We start from the raw sequence: 22,568 nt of genomic DNA, 5'->3' as shown, positions 1-22,568 counted from the left end.
CATCTTCCTTTACGTTTTGATTTCAGTGCCATTCGGCTGCTTCGTTTGAAAAAAAGCGTTCAGTACAATTGCCGTCAAACTGCCGATCACAATTCCGCTTCCTGCCAGGACCGAGGCTGCACCCGGAAGAGATGAAAACAATGCGGGAACTGTGGTGACGCCGAGCCCTAAGCTGACGGAAGAGGCGATGATCAGCAGGTTTCCCTGTGAATCGAAATCAACACTGGAAAGCATTTTGATCCCGTAAGAAATGACCATGCCGAACATGACAATCATTGCGCCGCCGAGAACCGGGGGTGGAATCACTGTTGTCAATGCTGCGGCTTTTGGAACGAGTCCGACTGCCATCAGCATGATTCCAGTGATTGCGATGACGTTGACACTTTTTATTTTTGAAAGCTGAATAATACCGACATTTTGCGAGAAGGCGGTATATGGGAATGCGTTAAATAAGCCGCCAAGTAAAATCGCTAGGCCTTCTGCCCGATAGCCCTTTTCCAGATCCTTTTCCGACAGCCTGCGGTTTGTGATATCGGCCAGAGCAAAGTAAACGCCTGTCGATTCAACAAGGCTGACAATAACCACGAGAAGCATCATCATAACTGCCGGCAGTTCAAAGGTCGGCAGCCCGAAATAAAACAGGGACGGAACATGAAGCCAGGACGCCTCCGTGACGTCAGAAAAATCGACTTTCCCCATGAAGAATGCAGCCGCTGTTCCTGCGATAAGGCCGAGCAAAATCGCGATAGAACGGATAAAACCTTTAAAGAAATAAACCAGCAATAAGATAAAAGCTGTGACGCCGAACCCGAGGAGCACGTTTTCCAGTGTGCCGAAGTCTTTGCTTCCTTCACCGCCGGCCAAATTGTTCATTGCCGTCGGAATCAGGCTGATACCGATGATCATGACGACTGAACCGGTCACGACAGGCGGAAAAAAACGGACAAGCTTCCCGAAGAAGCCCGCGGCTAAGATGATCATCAGCCCTGAGGCGATAATGGCGCCGTATATCGCTGAGACACCGTATGTACTGCCGATGGAAATCATCGGACCGACTGCGGTAAACGTACATCCGAGCACAACTGGGAGACCAATGCCGAAATAGCGGTTTTTCCAAAGCTGTAAAAGGGTTGCGGCTCCGCACATGAACAAATCAATAGCGATTACATATGTCAGCTGACCGGCATTCAGACCGATCGCCGCGCCGACGATCAGCGGAACGAGAATCGCTCCGGCATACATAGCAAGCATATGCTGAAGTCCGAGCATCATCAGCTGAAAGGCATTGTGCTGTTCCTTCATCTTTTCACACCTCTTTTTTAAATGCGAGTGTATGGTCTAATACCGGAAATTCTGTTTTCGGCGCTGTTGTTTCTTTTTTGCCGCGTAAGCTGAAAAATAGATTCAAAAAGATGGCGGTCAGGCTGCCGGTGATCGTGCCGTCACTGACCAGAATCCGAATTGGAGCGGGGAAATCAGTGAAAATGGCGGGCACTGTGCTGGCGCCAATACCGAGTGCGATTGAGCAGGCGATCGTCAGAAGGTGATATTGATTTGTGAGGTCCGCTGTGCTAAGCATTTTGACGCCAGACGCAATCACCATGCCGAACATGACTACAGTCGCTCCGCCAAGCACTGCGACAGGAACGGCGGAAGCAAGGGTGGCAATCTTCGGAATCAGTCCGAGACAGACAAGGATACAGCCTGCGATAACGATGACATTTCTCGTTTTCACTTTCGTCAGCTGCAATAAGCCGGCGTTTTGTGCAAAGGTGTTATAGGGAAAGGCGTTGAACAGCCCGCCGATTAAAATAGCAATCCCCTCCGCCCGATAGCCTTTGACGAGGTCTTTTTCGCTTAAAGGCCTGCCGCATATCCTTCCGATTGCGTAGAAAACGCCGGTTGATTCCACGATAATGACGATTCCGACGATCAGCATCGTTAAGATCGGGCCGATTTCAAATGAAGGGACTCCGAAGTAAAACGGCTTCGGGATTTGGAAGAGCGGGGCTGCAGCGGCAGCAGAAAAGCTGACTTTGCCCATGACGGCTGCTGCCGCTGTCCCGGCGGCGATTCCAATTAGAACGGACAGCGTTCGAGCGAATCCTTTGAGAAAGCGGTTGAGGACTAAGATTAGGACAAGGACGCCGACAGAGAGAAGAAGGTTTTCGAGCGAACCGTATTCGGGGTTGGGGCTGCCGTTTATTTTTTCGCCGCCAGCCATATTTTTTACACCTGTCGGAACAAGTGAAAGGCCGATTAAGGTGACAACGGTACCTGTCACGACAGGAGGGAACAACAAAGTTAGCTTACCGAAAAAACGCGCGAACAAAAAGATAAACAACCCTGTCGTGATGATTGAACCGTAAATCGCGTGAACGCCATAGTTCGTGCCGATTGCAATCATTGGAGTGACGGCCACAAATGAACTGCCGAGCATGACGGGCAGCCCGATGCCGATATATGCGCCGCGCAAAGTTTGCAAAAGCGTGGCTGCACCGCACGTTAACAGGTCAATCGCCAACAGGTAGGACAGCTGTTCAGCTGTTAAGTTCAGCGCCCTGCCGACAAGCAGGGGCACTAAAATTGCGCCTGCATACATAGCCAGGACATGCTGAAGGCCAAGCGTAAACACTGCAAACGATCTTTGTTCCACGATAGTCCCTCCTTTTTCATGTGAACTTTAGTAACATAATAACGTGCTGACTGTCGGGTGTCATTGGATACAGTAGCCGAAAAAGACAGGTGCTGTTGCTGAAAGTGACGAAAAACAATTTGGTTTGTAAGAGAATGTGACAAGTGTTAACTGATCAGCCGCTGCATTCGTAAGGCAAGCCGCAAACGCATCGTCATCTCAGGATCTTTTAAGCTTTTGCCCAGCAGCTCCTCGCATTTTTCAAGGCGGTAAATCACCGTATTGCGATGAACGTAAAGACGCTTTGCTGTCTCGGAAATTTGGCAGTGTGTTTCTAAATAGACGGATAACGTGTGAAGCAGGCTTTGATCCTCCTGCTGTTTTTCAGCAAGGCTTTGAAGCGTGGAGTTGTAAAATTTCTTCAAATCCTCAACTGGAAGCAGGCGGAGAAGCTCAGGCACATCTTTGGCGTGATACACCTGAATAAACTCTGTGCTTCTTGACAAATGTCCTGATTGCAGAGCGTCTGAGGCTTCGGTGAACGCGTCGGGAACGTCAATGAGCTTTTGGCATATATTGCTGATGCCGAAGGACACAGTCCGTTTCAATTGCGCATTGATCTGTGTTTGAAACTGCTTTAAAAAGCTGATCACCGAGGCGTGCATTTCACTCCAGCTGTCTGTTGCTTCGATCAGAATAATGCCGACATTTCCTTTAATAAAGAGGTGAGGCGGAAACGGGAAGGCTGATAATTCGCCTTCAAGACATTCGAATACACTGTCAGAGGCGAGCTGGTTTTCTGTAAAGCTGATTGATTCATGATTCCGGTCGAGTTTTCCCGCAATACACATGTACTTTTGATCCCAGCGCAGCTTAAATTCCTTTGCCCGGTTTTTGATTTCATCGTCTGAGGAAAATGAGCGCTCGATAAAATTGCTGAAAAACTCATTGCGCGCCCGCCGGCTGAATTGCTTCAGCGCATTTTCCTTTAGAAGTTCAAAGGAAATGACGTTGGCCGCTTGCTCAATGGTGAGGATCAATCCTTTGTCGCCGGCCTGCATCATGTCGGGTATCAGCAGATAGCCGCAGTTTTTTTCGTGATTATAAATAGGAAGAACAGAATACGTTTGTCGGTCCGAGATCGTAGAGAAACAAGTGAAAAACGGTCCGTGTACGGTATTCAGGGTGCCTTTCAGCTTCTCCGTCTCAATTGAAATATGATCGGACGCAGACAGCATTTTGGCATGCTGGTCAAGAAGCAGCACGGGGAGCTGAAGGAGGTCTGATACCTTTTTGAGAAGGGATTGCAGTCCCTTGCCGCTCATAATGTGATTTGTGAATTTTTTGTGCGCGTAAATGGCTTGCTGCAGCTCGTTAGAACGCATATCGAGAATGTGGCTGAGTGTTGCATTCACAATATCGCCGAGGCGGATTTGTTCTGGCAGCTCAATGATTGGAAACGCGTATGAATCAGCCAGTTCGATGATTTCTTTTGGAATATCCTCCAAGTAGCGCTTTGTTTTAATGCCGAGACCCGCGCAGCCGCGTTTTGCCATTTGTCGAATCAGTTCAGATAATTGGTGCGGATGATCCTTCAGGTGATACGCGGTGGTAACGAGCAATTCATTTTTATGCAAAAAGTCCGCGATATCTGGAGCGTCCATCATATTGACATGCTGAACCTCTCTTTCTCCTCCTGCTTTTCCCGCGATTAAAGTGGCGTTTTCATAAGCCGGTATTTTCATCACATCAAAAATATTCATAGCGCACTCTCCCTTTCTAAAAAAACATTGGTTAAGATGAATAATTTTCAATAGGAATTCTAGCGGTTTTGCTGATGTAATACGATCATAGTAGCAGTAAACTGTTGAAAATAGAACGGAATGTGTTACATAAACTGACATAGAAAATCGGCAACCTGACATGGGGGGATCAATATGGCTTACGATATGGTGATAAAAGGTGCGAAGGCAGTGATGCCAGATGGCGTGAAAGAAGCGGATATTGCAGTTTGCAACGGGGTTATTGCCGAGATTGATACTGCTATTGAAGCAAGCGGAGCAGCAACGATCGAGGCAGATGGGAAATTTGTGTTCCCTGGTGTGATAGACTGCCATGTTCATTTCAATGAACCGGGAAGAGAGGACTGGGAGGGAATTGAAACAGGTTCGCGCATGATGGCGGCAGGCGGCTGTACCACCTATTTCGATATGCCGCTCAATTGCATTCCATCAACAGTGACGGCAGAGCATCTACTTACAAAAGCTGAACTCGGCAGGCAAAAATCAGCCGTGGATTTTGCGCTTTGGGGCGGCCTTGTGCCCGGCCACATTGAGGATATCCGTCCGATGGCTGAAGCGGGCGCCATCGGATTTAAAGCATTCTTATCAAAATCAGGCACAGACGAATTCCGCTCTGTTGATGAAAGGACCTTGCTGAAAGGCATGGCAGAAATCGCGGCTGCGGGAAAAATTCTCGCTCTTCATGCAGAGAGCGACGCAATCACAAGCTATTTACAGATGGTTTTGGCCAATAAAGGAAAGGTGGATGCGAATGCGTACGCCGCCTCCCGCCCGGAGGAAGCAGAAGCTGAAGCGGTGTATCGCACCATCCAGTACGCGAAGGTGACAGGCTGTCCGGTTCATTTCGTTCATATCAGCGCGGCGAAAGCGGTCCGGCTGATCAGAGAGGCGAAGCAGGAAGGTCTTGATGTGTCGGTTGAAACATGCCCGCATTATGTCTTGTTCAGCCATAATGACTTACGTGAAAAGGGCTCTGTCGCAAAATGCGCGCCTCCGCTTCGCTCGCCGCAAAGTCAGGAAGCGCTGATCGAGGCGCTCATGGCGGGGCACATTGACATGATTTCCTCAGATCATTCACCTTGTCATCCGTTTTTAAAACGGGAGGATAATCTGTTTTTATCATGGGGCGGAATCAATGGCGGACAGTTCACTTTATTAGGAATGCTGGAACTGGCACTTGGACATCAGATTCCATTTGAAACCGTTGCTGAATGGACAGCGGCAGCGCCTGCGCGGCGATTCGGGCTTCAAAATAAAGGGCGGCTTGAAGCGGGTTGTGATGCGGATTTTGTGCTCGTCAGCATGGAGCCGTACACTGTCACAAGAGAATCGATGTTTGCAAAGCATAAGCTAAGCCTATATGAAGGTCATTCATTTCCTTGCCGCATTTCGGCCACATACAGTAAAGGACGATGTGTGTACAGGGAAGGAGAGGAAGCAGAAAAAGGCATGGACGGAGCGCTTGTCGTTCCTTCGTAAACCCGGCGGTTAAACGGTCGGGTTTTTTTGATTTCCTCAGCTTTGTTTTTTTAAAAGTGATCAACGTGGTATCTTTTTTATAAGGAGACGGAGACAATGGAACACGCCAAATCTATCCTGAATCACCTATGCGGTGTGACGGCATTGGTGATTCAGGAACAATTCGAAGACATTATTTTTAAAATAAAATCAGGTGAAAACCGGCATTTTTAGAACAGCATTAACGGCGTGATTTGTAATTTCACGAGTGAACAGTTATACGCGCCGATAGAATATCAGCATACCCCCTTCTTCAAGAGATACGAATGACGAACAATACCAGCATCTTTGTTCAGCATTTTCCTGCCATATAAACAGCATTTCCGAGGAAACCTGAAAACACGTGTGATAAACTGGGAGAGAGGTGAATGATTGTGATTTATATCGGACTGACGGGGTGGGGGGATCATGACAGCATCTATCCGCCGAAAACGGCCAGCCAGAAAAAATTGCAGGCCTATTCCTCCCATTTTCCGATCGTTGAATTAGACGCAAGCTTTTACGCGATTCAGCCTGCGCGCAATAATGAAAAATGGGTCAAAGAAACGCCCGAATCCTTCCAATTTATCGTGAAAGCATATCAGGGCATGACGGGGCATCAGCGCGGTGACATTCCTTTTGATTCGAAAGAGGAGATGTTTGCCGCATTTAAGGTATCGTTAACGCCATATTTACATAGCAATAAGCTTGCCATGGTGCTGTTCCAATTCCCGCCGTGGTTTGACTGCAAGAAGGAGAATGTCGCCTACTTGAGATGGTGCAAGCGCCAAATGGGAGATATTCCATGTGCGCTTGAATTCAGAAATCGCTCGTGGTTCTCGCCGTCATTTTATGAGCAGACACTTTCATTTATGAAAGCGGAAGGCTGGATTCACAGCGTCTGTGATGAACCGCAAATCGGAGAAGGCAGCGTTCCGACTGTGCTGCATGCCACCGATGAAAACAAAACGCTCGTCAGGCTTCACGGACGCAACAAACAGGGCTGGATGAAGCCTGATGGCGGGAAAAACTGGCGGGAAGTCAGGTACTTATACCGCTATAATCAGCAAGAGCTGATAGATTGGAAAAAACATCTGAATGAATTGCAGCAGCAATGTAAGGATGTTTTTGTCCTGTTCAATAACAATTCCGGCGGTGACGCCGCGGATAACGGTAAGCAGATGCTTGAACTGCTTAATATCGAGTACAGCGGACTTGCGCCGAGACAGCTCGATTTATTTTAGAAAAGAGGTTTTGATTGATGTCGTTTGTGATTTTGGTCGTACTGGGATTTATTGCAGGTACGGTAGGGAGCCTGATTGGACTTGGCGGCGGCATTATCATCGTGCCGTCTCTGATGTTTTTAAGCACAGTGACGCCGCTGTTTCAGGATGTGACGCCGCAGGTCGCGATCGGAACTTCGCTTTTGGTTATTATTTTTACGGGTCTGTCTTCAACTTTAGCTTATATGAAATATAAAACCGTTGATTATAAAAGCGGGCTCATTTTCTTTATCGGTTCAGGCCCCGGCAGCATTATCGGAGCTTACGTGTCAAAGCTGTTCAATTCAAACTCGTTTTCCGTTTGGTTTGGCATCTTGATGATTCTTATTTCATTATCTTTAATGCTGAAAGCAAAAGCCCGGCCGATCAACAAAGCCCACAAAGGCATTATTCGGACCTTCCAAGATGATGCCGGTGAGCCTTATACGTACTCATATCAGGCTCCTATTGGCATTGCAATTGCCTTTGTTGTCGGCTTTTTAGGCGGGCTTTTCGGAATAGGCGGCGGTTCGCTGATGGTCCCGGCGATGATGCTTTTATTCCTGTTTCCGCCGAAGGTTGCCGTGGCAACGTCGATGTTTATTATTTTCCTGTCCTCTATGACAGGCTCTGTTTCACATATCATTTCCGGGCATGTCAATTGGCTGTACGCCCTCGTACTTGTGCCCGGCGCTTGGTTTGGCGGAAAGCTTGGCGCCGCCATCAATAGAAAAATGCAGACGAAAAGGATCGTAATGATCATGCGGATCGTATTGATTTTAATCGGCTGCCAGCTTATTTATGAAGGTATTTTCAGCTGAACGATTAGGGAGAGATATTATGAAGGAGAAGCTTCGCTTATATCATACAAATGATTTGCACAGCCATTTTGAAAACTGGCCAAAAATTGTAGATTATATCGAGCAGAAAAGAAAAGAGCACCAATCAGACAGCGAAGAGACGCTCGTTTTTGATATTGGCGATCATCTTGATCGTTTTCAATTTGTGACAGAGGCGACGTTCGGAAAAGCGAATGTTGATCTCTTGAACCGTCTTCGCATTGATGGAGCGGCGATCGGTAATAACGAAGGGATTACGCTTCCGCATGAAGAGCTCGCTGCCCTATATGATCATGCTGAATTTCCCGTTATTGTCTCCAACTTATTTGATAAAAACGGACATCGTCCGTCCTGGGCGGTTCCTTCCCATATCAAAACATTGAAAAACGGTATGTCCATCGCTTTCTTAGGCGTGACTGTGCCGTATTATCCCGTTTATGACAAGCTGGGATGGACAGTAACGGATGCGCTAGAAAGCATAAAAAACACCATCCGTGAAGTGAAAGGGCAGGCTGATATCATCGTTCTGCTGTCACATTTAGGCATTCTTGATGATCAGGCAGTGGCTGAAGCGGTTCCTGAGATTGATGTGATACTGGAATCGCACACCCATCATTTGCTTGAAGATGGACAAGTGGTGAACGGTGTTTTGCTTGCCAGCGCCGAGAAATACGGGCATTATGTCGGTTGTGTAGAAATGACAGTGGACAGCGTACAGCGAAGCATCATCAATAAAACAGCGTCTGTGCAGAGCATGGCAGAATGGCGAGGAGAATCCGCCGAAACAAAAGCATTTCTTCATGAAAAAGAAAGTGAAGCCGAGGAAATGCTGTCCGATGCCGTTGCCGAGCTTGCGCAAGATGCTGAGGTCAAATGGTTTGAAGAATCAGAGCTGCCTTTGCTGTTGGCGTATGCGTTAAAGGAATGGTGCGGGACGGATATTAGTATGGTGAACTCAGGAGTTATTCTCGGTCCGCTGAAAGCGGGTCCTGTGACGAAGCTGGATTTGCACCGCATCTGTCCTCATCCGATCAACCCGGTGGCTGTCCGCCTGACAGGAGAAGAATTAAAGGAAACCATTGTCCATGCGGCTTCAGAGCAAATGGAACAGCTCCGAATCAAAGGGCTCGGCTTCCGCGGTGAAGTGATGGGGAAAATGGTGTATGCGGGTATTGATGTAGAAACGGAACGGCTTGATGACGGAATCACGCATGTTACACGAATCACACTGAACGGAAAAGAGATTGAAAAACATAAACAATACGCCGTTGCCGTGCTTGATATGTTTACACTCGGCAGGATGTTTCCAATTATCCGCGACGCCGCAGAAAAGGAATATTTCATGCCGGAGTTTTTGCGTGATCTGCTCGCATGGAAGCTCGCGCAATAAAGGAGGTCAGCCCACAACAAGCTGTGCCCTTCATCATAAAGTGATGAATGAAGGGAGTGTTTGATGTGGTGAATCTGACACCAATCATGATAGAAGGACAGCCTTTTACAGCTGTGACAGTGAAGCTTCCAAAAACGAATTTTATGGCTGTCACAAACGATCACGGATACATTATGTGCGGCGCGCTTGATGTGGCGCTGCTGAATGAAAAGCTAAAGGAGCGGGGCATCGTGGCGGGGCGCGCAGTCGGTGTACGCACCATTGACCAGCTATTAGATGCACCTTTGGAATCCGTGACATACGCCGCGGAGGATCTCGGCATCCATACCGGCATGAGCGGCAGAGACGCACTTTTAAAAATGGTGAATTAAAATAATTTGGCCCGGCTGTTACTATGTCCCCTCTTACAAGCATACATTGTGATATGTAAGGGGGGATTTTCTTGCTAAGATATCGCGGCCCTTTTCGCAAGAGAGGACCTTTGCCTTTCCGGTACGTGATGCTCTTGTCAGTTGTCTTTTTTATTCTGTCAACAACAGTCAGTCTTTGGATGATCAATGGCTCAATTAAACCTGTTTTAATGAGCATCGGCGAGATGGAAACGAAGCGTGTGGCGACAGAGGTGATCCAGGACTCGATTGAGGATTACATGTCCGACAGTGAAAATATGAAAGACATGTTTCAAATGAATTCCGATGAAAACGGGAACTTAACGACAATCGATTTTAATACACAGGTTATAAACAGTGTGAAAACAAAAGTAACAAAGCAGCTTCAGGCTCATTTGAAAGAGATGGAAAACCATACCGGTCACAGCGGCGCCAGTGAAAATATTATGATTAACATTCCGCTCGGACAGGTAACCGGCAACAGCCTCCTTGGAAACCTCGGGCCGAAAATTCCGGTCCGGTTTAATTTAATCGGCGACGCTTTTACAGATGTCAAAACCAAAATCAAGCCGTATGGCATAAATAATGCACTGATTGATATCAGCATCTTTGTTGAAATTAAAGTGAAGGTCATTATTCCGTTCGCCAGCAAAACCGCTGTCGTCACAAATAATGTTCCTGTATCCATTAAAGCAGTGCAGGGCGAAGTGCCGCAGTTTTATAATGGAAGCGGCGGCTCAGGCGTCACGCCTTCTGTCCAGCTCCCGAGCGACAAAGAAGCCGATTCAAAAAGTGAAAAAAACAGCAAATAAGCCGCCTGTCAAAGAGGCGGCTTTTCGTTATTTCTTATGTTTATATTCATAGCGCTCCCATGCCCGCAAATGCGGGTACGGATCAAACGACCATTCAGTTTTTCCGTTATCTTTGTACATTCCGTAGTGAAGATGCGGCGGGAACTTCCCAGCGGTTCCCGGCGGGCCGTATCCGGAGCTGCCGACAGATCCGATCACTTGACCGGGTTCAACGATTTGTCCAGTTTTTATTCCTTTGGCAAACCCATTGAGGTGGGCAAAATAATGATACGTATTGTTAATATCTCTGATGCCGATTCTCCATCCTCCGAAGCGGTTCCAGCCCTTCATTTCAACTACGCCGTAGCAGGTGGATCTGACAGGAAGACCATAATGGGCAAAGATATCCGTGCCTTCATGGATACGCCTTCCGCCGAATCCGCGGGCATCTCCCCACGTGCTGCGGTAGCTGTAATCGGTTCTGATTGGAAGCGGAAACGCATGCTCGTCCAGATCAATTCGGCCGTATGCTTTAAACAGCTTCATGAATTCAGAAATAATCCCCACTGTCTGGTCACGCCGGTAATACTTCCAAAGCCCGATGCGGATGTTGTCGTCATCTGTCCCGTATGACAGCAAGTATTGGCTGAATGTATACAAAATATCTTCATCATTGCTGACCTCGGCTTTCCCGTCTCCATCACCATCCATCCCGATCCCGTCAAACACTTTAATGCTTAACGGCGCATCATCTTTCGGATTAGGATTTTCAGGTCCGCTCCACATTTCATCCGGTATATAGATGCTGATGATTCCTGCTTTGTCAGGCAGGTCTTTTTTATTGCTCCGGACATTTTCCTCATATTGATCGACAGCAGCGAGTACGTACCAAGGAATCTGCGTCACAGCCTCGACTTTATGATATAATTCCATTCGTTTCGACAGCACTGGATCTGTAAGTTTTTTTCCATGCGCAGAGGGCTCAAACGCAAACAAAAGGAGAAGAAGAGCAGATAACAAAACTTTCACATAAGAATCTCCTTTCATATTGAATACACATAGTTTGCGGCAAGCCGGCTTAAAAATGTCAGTAATGATCTTCCCTTGTCGAGAAATTTTTCCTATGGTAAAGTGTCTAAAGAAAAGACTTTCTTTAGTTAGAAAAACATTATTTTTGTTGCAGAAATAAAAAAACCTGCACTTTTCTCGTTTTCAGAATGTTTCGTGACAGAAATTGAGTATATTGGAGATGATGGGAATTGGCAAAGAAAGACGAACACCTCAGAAAGCCCGAATGGCTCAAAATCAAATTAAATACAAATGAAAATTATACAGGACTTAAAAAACTCATGCGGGAAAACAATCTGCATACCGTATGCGAAGAAGCGAAATGTCCGAATATTCATGAATGCTGGGCGGTCAGACGTACAGCTACATTTATGATTTTGGGCTCCGTTTGTACAAGAGCATGCCGTTTCTGTGCTGTCAAAACAGGCCTTCCGACTGAGCTTGATCTGCAAGAGCCTGAACGCGTAGCCGATTCTGTCGCGCTTATGAATCTGAAACACGCGGTTATTACGGCTGTTGCCCGTGACGACCAGAAGGACGGCGGGGCAGGCGTTTTCGCGGAAACTGTCCGTGCGATCCGCAGAAAAAGCCCGTTCACGACAATTGAGGTGCTGCCGTCTGATATGGGCGGAAACTATGATAATTTAAAAACTTTGATGGATACACGCCCAGACATCCTGAATCACAATATCGAAACAGTTCGCCGCCTGACGCCAAGAGTCCGTGCGCGGGCGACATACGACCGTTCGCTGGAATTTTTGCGCCGTGCGAAGGAAATGCAGCCTGACATTCCGACAAAATCAAGCATCATGATCGGGCTCGGGGAAACGAAGGAAGAAATTATTGAAGTCATGGACGACCTTTTGGCAAACAACGTGGATATTATGGCAATAGGACAGTATTTGCAGCCGACGAAAAAACACATGAAAGTCCAAAAATATTATCACCCTGATGAATTTGCAGAATTAAAGGAAATCGCGATGCAAAAAGGCTTCAGCCACTGCGAAGCCGGCCCGCTTGTCCGTTCATCCTACCATGCGGATGAACAGGTGAACGAAGCATCTAAAAAACGCCAAGCACAAGCATAATGCCAAAACGCCAGGTCATCTGGCGTTTTTGTCTTTCCTATTGAATTACGTTCTGGTGGGTTTCTCTATTGACGTTTTGAGACACGGCTTCCTTACGGGGCGGTTTTTATTCTTTTTAGTCGACTCTGGCATGAAATCGGAGCTGGGATAGCTGTTATTTTTGATCGGCTGTATATGGTTTGGATTATCGGACATATAGACATGATAGTAGCGCAGTCTTACAGAAGCTGCCATGCTCTTCGCTTGCTCGATTGTCAATGTCGGAGCATCTTGAATAGGAGGGAGCTGAACCGTTACACTTGATATGTTGGGAGCGGTTTCTTCCCGCATTCCAATGTTATCCGCTATTCGCAGCGTCAATTGTTCTTGTTGATAGAACACATAGCAATTTGTCGATTCTCATCATTTCAAGTCAGACATATGAATTGGGACCCGTTTGTCAGTATGAACTCCGCACCCGAATAAAGCCCAATCAACAGGAAAAGGGTAACAGCATTGCGTTTCATTTGTAAATCCCGCCTCATATGCAGGGTAGCCAAATCGCATGATTTATTCATTAGCAATTGATGGGGACGAGGCAATGAATTATGATAGGAAAGAGTGAAAAAGAGGTGAGATCATGATTCTTATTCAAAATGCCGAATTTGACTTGGTGCACAATTTCAAAGACGGCTTCAATGAAGAGGCTTTTAAAGCCCGCTACTCTGATATTTTAAATAAATACGATTATATTGTGGGAGACTGGGGATACGGCCAGCTCAGGCTCAAGGGCTTCTTTGACGACCAGAATCAAAAGGCAACCTTTGAAACGAAAATCAGCACATTAGATGAATACATTTATGAATACTGCAATTTCGGCTGTGCGTATTTTGTCTTGAAACGAATCAGAAAATAAATATATACAAAGGGGATGCTGTCATGTATTTTGTTGACAGAAATAAGATCGAGCAAACACTCGGGTTCTTTGAGCACCAGCTGGCACTGTTTAACTCACAAGCAGCTTGGCAGTCAGAAATCGGGGGATTGGCGCTTCAGCGTATAGGCCATCTGTTAATCGAATGCATTCTGGATACAGGCAATGACATGATTGACGGTTTTATTATGCGGGACCCGGGCAGTTATAATGACATGATGGACATACTTGTTGATGAAAAAGTTGTCACAGAACAAGAGGGAACGGAGCTCAAGACAGTTATCGCCTACCGTAAAACATTGGTACAGCAGTACATGCTCACTGACAGCAAAGAGCTTTACAGGCTGATTACGGCCCATCAAACAGCTCTTCAAAACTTCCCGAAGCGAATCAGAAGCTACTTGGAAACAGAGCTTGGCCCTGTTTCTGCGTTTAAATAACAACTGGAAAGCCACAGGAGTGTTGGATATGAAAACATATAAAGGATATTTAATTGACTTAGACGGAACGATGTACAATGGTACGGAAAAAATTGAAGAAGCGTGTGAATTTGTCAGAACGCTGAAAGATCGCGGCGTTCCATATCTTTTTGTGACAAACAACTCTTCGCGCACACCGAAGCAGGTGGCAGACAAGCTCGTCTCTTTTGATATTCCGGCAACAGAAGAACAAGTCTTCACGACCAGCATGGCAACTGCACAGCATATCGCCCAGCAAAAAAAAGACGCGTCTGTATATGTGATCGGGGAAGAAGGAATCCGCCAGGCAATTGAAGAAAACGGCCTGACGTTTGGCGGGGAAAATGCGGATTTTGTTGTCGTTGGGATTGACCGTTCTATTACATACGAAAAATTTGCTGTCGGCTGTCTGGCCATTAGAAATGGAGCCCGTTTTATTTCCACAAACGGAGATATTGCGATTCCGACTGAAAGAGGCCTTCTGCCCGGAAACGGCTCACTGACATCTGTTTTAACCGTATCGACAGGGGTACAGCCGATATTTATCGGCAAGCCGGAATTCATCATTATGGAGCAGGCGATGCGTGTTCTTGGCACGGATGTATCCGAAACTCTGATGGTCGGTGACAACTATGCGACGGACATTATGGCCGGCATAAACGCTGGTATGGATACGCTGCTCGTTCACACAGGCGTAACGAAAAGAGAGCATATGACAGACGACATGGAAAAACCGACTCATGCCATTGACTCTCTGACTGAATGGATTCCATACATATAAAAAAAGGGCGCCCGAAAAGGGTGCCCTTATTCTGTATGTCGCGCGCGGTGTGCGAGCCTGCTGGAGGCCGCGGCGGAAATCGCCCCAACGATGTCATCTAAAAAGGTATGGCATTCGCCTGTTGACTTATCATTCAAATGCTTAAGAATTCCGGGTTTTTCTTTGTCAATGTAACCGTAGTTCGTAAACCCGATTGATCCATAAATGTTCACGATGGAAAATGCCAAAATTTCATCTACTCCATATAGGCTTTCATCCGTTTCCAGGATCGTTTGCAGCGGTTCAGACAGTTTTTTCTGCTCAGCAAGAACATCTAATTCAATGCCCGTTAAAATCGCATTTTGCACCTCGCGTTTTGCAAGAACGCGATTGACGTTCAGTGTGCATTCATCAATTGTTAAATCTGGATGGTATTTTTTCTGCAGAAAAAAGACAAGCTCTGCAATGTCTGATACCTCAACGCCTCGCTCTTTCATCCGTGCTCTTGCTTTTGCTTCCATCTGACTGATTTGTTCGTTTTCTGACATCAGTTTCACCCAATCTTTTTTACTAGTTTATACAAAATATGTGAGATGTTTACGACTTTTTCTTGCGCCTTTGTCGGATGAAAATATGTATTCATAATTCCAGACGTGTATGACTACGATGTGATGAAGCCCTAATTCAATAGGCAGGTGATCATTGTGAAAGGTACAATAAAAGAAAAATACGGCATTCATATCAGACAGCTTTCCACGTACCAGCACACATATCAATGCTTTCAGACACCGAATTCATTCTTTCTGATTGTCCCCGTTTCCCAATTCTCAGATACCGAACTGGCGGAGCTTTATTACATGAGTCAGTATTTACAAGAACAAAGTGACCCATACGTTTCTGTTTTTATCTTTACAAAAGAAGGTGAGCTGACGTTTGAACATGAGAAGAAAACGTACGCTTTGCTGAAAGCGGCACCCCCGTATTCAAACAGGACGTTCTCCGTTGGTCAGGAGCTTGCGGAATTTCACCGTAAAGGCCGCGGGTATCCGTATGAGGTGAAGGCAGCGGGAAGGATCGGCCAGTGGAAGGATCTGTGGGGAAAACGCATTGATCAGCTTGAGGTTTTTTGGCAGCAAAAAGTTCATACGCCGCCGCATGAGCCGTTCGATAAAAAAATGATTGAGTCATTTCCATATTATGCAGGGCTGTCAGAAAATGCGATACAATATTTAGTGGACACTGAACTGGATGACAAGCCTCAAGCCGCTGATTCAGGAACGATATGCCATCAGAGGATGGAAAGACATACATGGTCACCCGACTCCTTGATCAGGATTCCATCCGATTGGGTATTTGACCACTCTTCACGAGATTTGGCTGAATACATGAGGCATACGTTTTTGCATCACAGACAAGATTTTCATCAGCACGGCTTTCTTTTCTTGCAAGAATACGAGCAAGTCACACCGCTGTCTTCTTTTTCAAAACGCCTTCTATACAGTCGGCTGCTCTTTCCGCTTCATTATTTTGAAATCGTAGAGAGCTACTACATGTCATCAGAGTCAGATAAGCACTATTATGAAGAGCAGCTTGACTTCATTCTGAACGACTGCGGACGCTATGAGCAATTTCTCAATACAGCGCAGGAATTCATGAACATGAGGGGACAGAAGCTATTTGTTCCCCGCGTAAGCTGGCTCGGCAAAGGCCGTTCAGGCTGAGGAGAAAATCTGACAAAAATAATTAGAAAATAAAGAATCTTGTCATATCAATTCGTTAAACGCTTACATTCATAAAATTCAGCCGATTGCTATCTTGTCAAAACAAGAGCAGACTTATATAATGTTTGTAACTTATATGTCTGTGTTGAGTTAACAATTGTCTTTTTGAAATGGACAATCAAAAGAAAGGTGGAGTTTTTTTGAAAGCGATTCGTGTGGGGCTTTTAGGTTTGGGTACCGTGGGAAGCGGTGTCGTTAAAATTATTCAAGACCATCAGGATAAGCTGATGCATCAGGTCGGCTGTCCGATTACGATAAAAAAAGTGCTTGTAAAAGATCTAGAGAAAAAGAGAGAAGTAGATTTGCCGAAGGAAGCGCTCACGACAGAAGTGGATGATGTCATCAATGATCCAGATGTTGATGTCGTGATCGAGGTCATCGGCGGAGTTGAGCAGACAAAACAATATCTGCTCGACGCGCTAAAATCGAAAAAGCATGTTGTCACAGCAAACAAGGATTTAATGGCTGTGTACGGCTCCGAGCTGCTTGCGGAAGCGAAGGAAAATGGCTGCGACATCTACTTTGAAGCCAGTGTTGCCGGCGGGATTCCGATTTTGCGCACATTGGAGGAGGGGCTCTCATCAGATCGGATTACAAAGATGATGGGGATCGTAAACGGAACAACGAACTTTATCTTAACAAAAATGATTAAAGAAAAAAGCCCTTACGAGGAAGTGCTCAAGGAAGCACAGGATCTCGGCTTTGCTGAAGCTGATCCGACTTCAGACGTGGAAGGGCTTGATGCTGCACGGAAAATGGCGATATTGGCGCGCCTCGGCTTCTCGATGAATGTGGATCTGGAAGACGTCAAAGTAAAGGGGATTTCTCAAATTACAGACGAGGACATCAGCTTCAGCAAACGCCTTGGCTATACGATGAAGCTGATCGGAATTGCTCAGCGTGACGGCAGCAAAATTGAAGTCAGTGTTCAGCCGACACTGCTTCCTGACCATCATCCGCTTTCAGCCGTGCATAATGAGTTTAACGCTGTTTATGTGTATGGTGAGGCTGTTGGTGAGACGATGTTCTACGGGCCGGGAGCCGGAAGCATGCCGACTGCAACATCCGTTGTTTCCGACCTTGTCGCAGTCATGAAAAATATGCGTCTTGGGGTAACCGGCAACAGCTTTGTCGCCCCGCAATACGAAAAAAATATGAAGTCGCCGTCTGACATTTACGCACAGCAATTTTTAAGAATTCACGTCAAAGATCAAGTCGGTTCATTCTCGAAAATCACGTCTGTCTTTTCAGAGAGGGGCGTAAGTTTTGAAAAGATCCTTCAGCTGCCGATTAAAGGCCATGATGAGCTGGCAGAAATCGTAATTGTCACACACCATACATCAGAAGCTGATTTCAGTGATATCCTGCAAAACTTAAATGATTTGAAAGTCGTTCAAGAAGTCAAAAGCACATATCGCGTAGAAGGGAACGGTTGGAGCTAATGTGGAAAGGACTTATCCATCAATATAAAGCATTTTTACCTGTAACAGATCAAACACCGGCGCTTACATTACATGAGGGAAACACACCTCTTATTCACCTGCCGAAGCTGTCCGAGCAGCTTGGAATTGAGCTTCATGTCAAAACGGAAGGCGTCAACCCTACGGGATCTTTTAAAGACCGCGGCATGGTCATGGCTGTGGCGAAGGCAAAAGAAGAAGGAAATGACACAATTATGTGCGCGTCAACAGGAAACACTTCCGCTGCTGCCGCTGCGTATGCAGCCCGTGCCAACATGAAATGCATCGTCATCATCCCGAACGGTAAAATCGCGTTCGGAAAGCTTGCTCAGGCTGTCATGTACGGAGCCGAAATTATTGCAATTGATGGAAACTTTGATGATGCGCTTAAAATTGTCCGTTCCATTTGTGAGAAATCACCGATTGCTCTTGTCAACTCAGTCAACCCATACCGTATTGAAGGCCAAAAAACTGCTGCCTTTGAAGTGTGCGAGCAGCTTGGGGAAGCCCCGGATGTATTGGCGATCCCGGTTGGAAACGCCGGAAACATTACGGCGTACTGGAAGGGCTTCAAGGAATATCATGAGAAAAACAACACAGGTCTTCCGAAAATGCGCGGCTTTGAAGCGGAAGGCGCGGCGGCAATTGTCCGTAATAAAGTGATTGAAAATCCAGAAACGATAGCGACAGCCATTCGGATTGGAAACCCTGCAAGCTGGGACAAAGCTGTCAAGGCAGCTGAGGAATCCAACGGGAAAATTGACGAAGTTACTGATGATGAAATCCTTCACGCCTATCAGCTGATCGCCCGTGAAGAAGGCGTGTTTGCAGAACCTGGATCTTGCGCGTCTATCGCCGGTGTTCTGAAGCAAGTGAAATCTGGAGACATTCCGAAAGGCAGCAAGGTCGTGGCTGTCTTAACAGGAAACGGATTGAAAGATCCGAACACAGCGGTCGATATTTCAGAAATCAAGCCGGTCACATTGCCGACTGACGAAGACAGCATCCTTGAATATATAAAAGGAGCGGCTCGTGTATGAACGAAGCCGACATGCTGTTCACTGTCACTGTTCCCGGAAGCACGGCTAACCTAGGACCCGGCTTCGATTCAGTTGGAATGGCGCTCAGCAGATATTTGAAGCTGACCGTCTTTGAAAGCGACAAATGGTCTTTTGAAGCTGAAACAGAAACAGTCGCAGGAATTCCGGCCGGTACAGATAATTTGATCTATCAAGTGGCAAAACGGACAGCAGATTTGTATGGAAAAGAAATGCCGCCCGTTCATGTGAAGGTATGGAGCGACATCCCGCTCGCACGCGGGCTTGGCAGCAGCGCCGCGGCGATTGTAGCGGCCGTTGAACTGGCTGATGAATTATGCGGCTTAAAACTGTCTGAAGCGGACAAGCTCCATGTAGCCAGCCTTGAAGAAGGGCATCCGGATAATGCGGGCGCGTCTCTCGTTGGCGGTCTTGTCATCGGCCTGCATGAAGATGATGAGACACAAATGATCCGCGTCCCGGATGCTGACATTGATATTGTCGTTGTCATTCCTTTTTACGAGGTGCTGACAAGAGACGCAAGAGACGTGCTGCCGAAAGAGTTTCCATATGCGGACGCTGTAAAAGCAAGCGCAGTCAGCAATATACTCATTGCTGCCATCATGTCCAAGGATTGGCCGCTCGTCGGAAAAATCATGAAGAAGGATTTGTTCCACCAGCCGTACCGGGCGATGCTTGTCCCTGAGCTGTCAAAAGTAGAACATGTCGCCGAGATGAAGGGCGCGTACGGAACAGCTCTTAGCGGTGCAGGCCCGACGATCCTCGTTATGACCAAAAAAGGAAACGGAGAAGAGCTGAAAGAACAGCTTGCGCTTCATTTCCCTCATTGTGAAGTCGACGCTTTGACCGTTCCGAAAGAGGGAAGTATAATAGAGCGAAACCCTTTATATCAAGCAAAAAGTGTATAGATCAAGCCAAGCGTCCCTCAGCATCAGTGAGGGACGCTTTTTTTCTGCTGGAGATAAAGGAGTTTATATTTAGAAAAACGAAATACATGTAAAAAGGAGGAGATGAATATGAAAAAGCTGATAACCGCAGACGACATCACAGCGATTGTCTCTGTGACCGATCCTCAATACGCCCCTGACGGCAGCCGTGCTTCATACGTGAAATCGCAAGTGAATCAAGAGCAAGATTCATATACTTCAAACATATGGGTCTATGAAACGGAAAGCGGCTGTTCTGTTCCTTGGACACACGGAGAGAAACGGAGCACAGATCCAAGATGGTCTCCGGACGGGCATACACTTGCCTTTATTTCTGATCGTGAAGGTGATGCAGCACAGCTGTATATCATGAGCACGGAAGGCGGAGAAGCGAAGAAACTGACTGATATCCTGTATGGCGTGTCAAAGCCAATATGGTCCCCTGATGGCGAGTCGATGCTAGTCACTGTCAGTTTGGGAGAGGGAGAAAGTATTCATGATCGAGAGAAAACGGAGCAGGGCAGCTTTGAGCCTGTTGAAGTGCAAGGTCTAGCCTATAAACGTGACGGCAAAGGGCTGACGAGAGGTTCATACGCCCAGCTTGTGCTTGTCAGCGTGAAATCTGGCGAGGTGAAGCAGCTGACAACTCACAAAGCCGATCATGGAGATCCTGCCTTTTCTCCTGACGGCAAAAGGCTTGTTTTCTCAGCGAATTTGACTGAAACGGATGATGCCAGCAAGCCGAGCGATGTCTACATAATGTCGCTGGAGACTGGAGATCTCAAGCAAATGACACCGCATTGCGGCTCATTCGGATCAAGCTCATTTTCTCCGGACGGAAGGTTTATTGCTTTGCTTGGGCATGAGCAGGAATATCAGAATGCAACGCTTGAAAAGGCATGGCTCTATGATATCGAACAAGACCGCCTTACATGTCTGACTGAGATGCTGGATGTTCATTTAGCAGATGCGCTGATTGGGGATTCATTGATCGGAGGCGGCGAACAGCGTCCAATTTGGACGAAGGACAGCCAAGGATTTTATGTGATCGGCACAGATCAAGGCAGCACGGGAATCTATTATATTTCGATTGAAGGCCTTGTGTATCCGATTCGTCTCGAAAAAGAGTATATCAATAGTTTTTCACTGTCATTTGACGAACAACACTTTATTGCCAGTGTGACAAAGCCGGACAGACCGAGCGAGCTTTACAGCATCCCGCTTGGACAGGAAGAGAAGCGGCTGACTGGCGCGAATGACAAGTTTGTCGATGAGCATACGATTTCAATGCCTGAAGATATTCAATATGTTACAGAAGACGGCGTAACGGTGAACGGCTGGCTGTTGAAACCTGCCCAGGCGGAAGACTCGTCATATCCCCTTATTCTTAACATACATGGCGGGCCGCATATGATGTACGGGCATACATATTTTCATGAATTTCAAGTGCTGGCGGCGAAAGGATATGCAGTGGTTTATGTTAATCCGAGAGGGAGCCACGGGTATGGGCAGACATTTGTAAATGCCGTCAGAGGAGATTATGGCGGAAAGGATTATGAGGATGTGATGCAGGCTGTGGATGAGGCGATAAAAAGAGATCTGCAGATCGATCCTAAACGGCTCGGTGTCACGGGCGGAAGCTACGGAGGTTTTATGACCAACTGGATCGTCGGACAGACGAACCGCTTTAAAGCTGCCGTCACTCAGCGCTCGATTTCAAACTGGATCAGCTTTCACGGCGTCAGTGATATCGGCTATTTCTTCACAGACTGGCGAGCTTGAGCATGATATGTTTACAGACACAGAAAAGCTTTGGGACCGTTCCCCTTTAAAATACGCAGCAAACGTGGAGACACCGCTTTTGATTTTGCATGGCGAGCGAGATGACCGGTGTCCGATCGAGCAGGCGGAGCAGCTATTCATCGCTTTGAAAAAAATGGACAAGCAAACGATGCTCGTCCGTTTTCCAAAAGCGTCGCACAATTTGTCGCGCAGCGGCCATCCTGGACAGCGGATTAAACGCCTGAATTATATCAGTTCATGGTTTGATCAATATCTCTAATAAAAAAGCCAGGCTGATCATTGATCAGTCTGGCTGTTTATTAAAAGACTTGTTCTACTTCAACGACACCCGGCACTTCTTCAAGAAGAGCGCGTTCAATTCCGGCTTTCAGCGTAATTGTTGAACTTGGGCAGCTGCCGCATGCGCCTAGAAGACGAAGCTTCACAATACCTTCATCTACGTCTACAAGCTCACAGTCACCGCCGTCACGAAGTAAAAACGGACGAAGTTTGTCCAGTACTTCCTGCACCTGTTCTTTCATTTCAACTTCAGTCATGACATTCGCTCCTTTCGTCATCATAAAACCATTATATTGAGTGTAACAATAAAAATCTATTGTTTGGTTTGCAAAGTTGCTTTTCCTATTATAGCACATTGAGACTTGAACA

At 46.7% G+C, this 22,568-nt stretch carries 20 protein-coding genes and 2 pseudogenes; 16 read left to right on the top strand and 6 right to left on the bottom strand.

The genetic code is table 11. The features are described from left to right. Positions 1-9: 9 nt before the first annotated feature. From AAGG74_RS10415 to pucR, 3 genes are all read right to left on the bottom strand, one after another. Positions 10-1,302: a nucleobase:cation symporter-2 family protein gene (locus AAGG74_RS10415; RefSeq protein ID WP_162103457.1), complete on the bottom strand. Its 1,293-nt coding sequence runs from the start codon at positions 1,300-1,302 to the stop codon at positions 10-12. Between the two features lie 4 nt (positions 1,303-1,306). After that, positions 1,307-2,656 carry a nucleobase:cation symporter-2 family protein gene (locus tag AAGG74_RS10410; RefSeq protein WP_429675352.1) on the bottom strand — a complete coding sequence of 450 codons (1,350 nt, stop codon included), beginning with the start codon at positions 2,654-2,656 and terminating at the stop codon, positions 1,307-1,309. Positions 2,657-2,802: 146 nt separating this feature from the next. Beyond that, positions 2,803-4,398 (bottom strand): purine catabolism transcriptional regulator PucR, encoded by a 1,596-nt coding sequence (pucR, locus tag AAGG74_RS10405; RefSeq protein ID WP_429675351.1) that lies wholly within the window; start codon positions 4,396-4,398, stop codon positions 2,803-2,805. Between the two features lie 174 nt (positions 4,399-4,572). Between pucR and AAGG74_RS10400 the strand changes: the two genes are divergently transcribed. From AAGG74_RS10400 to yunB, 7 genes and pseudogenes are all read left to right on the top strand, one after another. Next, the gene (locus AAGG74_RS10400) at positions 4,573-5,916 is read left to right on the top strand and encodes an allantoinase (RefSeq protein ID WP_429675350.1); all 1,344 of its coding nucleotides are present in this window, start codon (positions 4,573-4,575) and stop codon (positions 5,914-5,916) included. Between the two features lie 96 nt (positions 5,917-6,012). Further along, positions 6,013-6,292: pseudogene (locus tag AAGG74_RS10395) on the top strand (YunG family protein). 37 nt (positions 6,293-6,329) lie between these two features. After that, positions 6,330-7,178: a DUF72 domain-containing protein gene (locus AAGG74_RS10390; RefSeq protein WP_162103606.1), complete on the top strand. Its 849-nt coding sequence runs from the start codon at positions 6,330-6,332 to the stop codon at positions 7,176-7,178. A gap of 17 nt (positions 7,179-7,195) precedes the next feature. Next, on the top strand, positions 7,196-8,017 hold the full coding sequence (locus tag AAGG74_RS10385; RefSeq protein WP_429675349.1) for a sulfite exporter TauE/SafE family protein: 822 nt from the start codon (positions 7,196-7,198) through the stop codon (positions 8,015-8,017). A 19-nt stretch (positions 8,018-8,036) separates the two neighbouring features. Beyond that, a complete protein-coding gene (locus AAGG74_RS10380; protein WP_429675348.1) occupies positions 8,037-9,425 on the top strand; it encodes a bifunctional metallophosphatase/5'-nucleotidase in 1,389 nt (462 codons plus the stop codon). Between the two features lie 65 nt (positions 9,426-9,490). Then, positions 9,491-9,796, top strand: coding sequence for a YunC family protein (locus tag AAGG74_RS10375; protein ID WP_225493441.1), 306 nt, complete (start codon positions 9,491-9,493; stop codon positions 9,794-9,796). A 71-nt stretch (positions 9,797-9,867) separates the two neighbouring features. Further along, complete coding sequence (gene yunB, locus AAGG74_RS10370; RefSeq protein ID WP_429675347.1) at positions 9,868-10,626, top strand: sporulation protein YunB; 759 nt, start codon at positions 9,868-9,870, stop codon at positions 10,624-10,626. Positions 10,627-10,653: 27 nt separating this feature from the next. Here the strand turns inward: yunB and lytH are convergent, their stop codons facing one another. Next, complete coding sequence (gene lytH, locus AAGG74_RS10365; protein ID WP_162103449.1) at positions 10,654-11,634, bottom strand: L-Ala--D-Glu endopeptidase; 981 nt, start codon at positions 11,632-11,634, stop codon at positions 10,654-10,656. Between the two features lie 230 nt (positions 11,635-11,864). Here lytH and lipA point away from each other — a divergent pair, with 230 nt between their 5' ends. The 4 genes from lipA (at position 11,865) to nucF (ending at position 14,913) form a co-directional block, all read left to right on the top strand. Next, positions 11,865-12,761 carry a lipoyl synthase gene (lipA, locus tag AAGG74_RS10360; protein WP_162103448.1) on the top strand — a complete coding sequence of 299 codons (897 nt, stop codon included), beginning with the start codon at positions 11,865-11,867 and terminating at the stop codon, positions 12,759-12,761. A gap of 619 nt (positions 12,762-13,380) precedes the next feature. Beyond that, positions 13,381-13,656, top strand: coding sequence for a YutD family protein (locus AAGG74_RS10355; protein ID WP_162103447.1), 276 nt, complete (start codon positions 13,381-13,383; stop codon positions 13,654-13,656). Positions 13,657-13,679: 23 nt separating this feature from the next. Next, the gene (locus AAGG74_RS10350; RefSeq protein WP_162103446.1) at positions 13,680-14,114 is read left to right on the top strand and encodes a DUF86 domain-containing protein; all 435 of its coding nucleotides are present in this window, start codon (positions 13,680-13,682) and stop codon (positions 14,112-14,114) included. A 28-nt stretch (positions 14,115-14,142) separates the two neighbouring features. Further along, a complete protein-coding gene (gene nucF / locus AAGG74_RS10345; RefSeq protein WP_429675346.1) occupies positions 14,143-14,913 on the top strand; it encodes a 5' nucleotidase NucF in 771 nt (256 codons plus the stop codon). 26 nt (positions 14,914-14,939) lie between these two features. Here the strand turns inward: nucF and AAGG74_RS10340 are convergent, their stop codons facing one another. Then, entirely contained in the window at positions 14,940-15,440 is a 501-nt protein-coding gene (locus AAGG74_RS10340) for a phosphatidylglycerophosphatase A family protein (protein WP_162103444.1), read from the bottom strand. A gap of 153 nt (positions 15,441-15,593) precedes the next feature. Here AAGG74_RS10340 and cotNH point away from each other — a divergent pair, with 153 nt between their 5' ends. The 5 genes and pseudogenes from cotNH (at position 15,594) to AAGG74_RS10315 (ending at position 22,179) form a co-directional block, all read left to right on the top strand. Continuing rightward, on the top strand, positions 15,594-16,613 hold the full coding sequence (cotNH, locus tag AAGG74_RS10335) for a spore coat-associated protein CotNH (protein WP_162103605.1): 1,020 nt from the start codon (positions 15,594-15,596) through the stop codon (positions 16,611-16,613). A 200-nt stretch (positions 16,614-16,813) separates the two neighbouring features. Next, positions 16,814-18,115 carry a homoserine dehydrogenase gene (locus AAGG74_RS10330; protein ID WP_429675345.1) on the top strand — a complete coding sequence of 434 codons (1,302 nt, stop codon included), beginning with the start codon at positions 16,814-16,816 and terminating at the stop codon, positions 18,113-18,115. Beyond that, positions 18,115-19,173, top strand: a complete 1,059-nt coding sequence (gene thrC / locus AAGG74_RS10325; protein WP_162103604.1) for a threonine synthase — start codon at positions 18,115-18,117, stop codon at positions 19,171-19,173. Before AAGG74_RS10330 ends, thrC begins: the two co-directional genes overlap by 1 nt. Continuing rightward, the gene (gene thrB / locus AAGG74_RS10320; RefSeq protein WP_429675343.1) at positions 19,170-20,099 is read left to right on the top strand and encodes a homoserine kinase; all 930 of its coding nucleotides are present in this window, start codon (positions 19,170-19,172) and stop codon (positions 20,097-20,099) included. The genes thrC and thrB overlap by 4 nt, the downstream gene beginning before the upstream one ends. A gap of 108 nt (positions 20,100-20,207) precedes the next feature. Next, positions 20,208-22,179, top strand: a pseudogene (locus tag AAGG74_RS10315) (S9 family peptidase). Positions 22,180-22,219: 40 nt separating this feature from the next. On the opposite strand, the gene AAGG74_RS10310 reads toward AAGG74_RS10315, so the two are convergent. Continuing rightward, positions 22,220-22,555, bottom strand: a complete 336-nt coding sequence (locus AAGG74_RS10310; protein WP_202923606.1) for a NifU family protein — start codon at positions 22,553-22,555, stop codon at positions 22,220-22,222. Between the last annotated feature and the right edge of the window lie 13 nt (positions 22,556-22,568).

Origin of the sequence: Bacillus mexicanus (genome assembly GCF_050445615.1) — a bacterium.
Lineage (GTDB): Bacteria > Bacillota > Bacilli > Bacillales > Bacillaceae > Bacillus > Bacillus mexicanus.
Note: the sequence above shows the minus strand (reverse complement) of the source record. Positions and strands in the feature narration are given on the sequence as shown.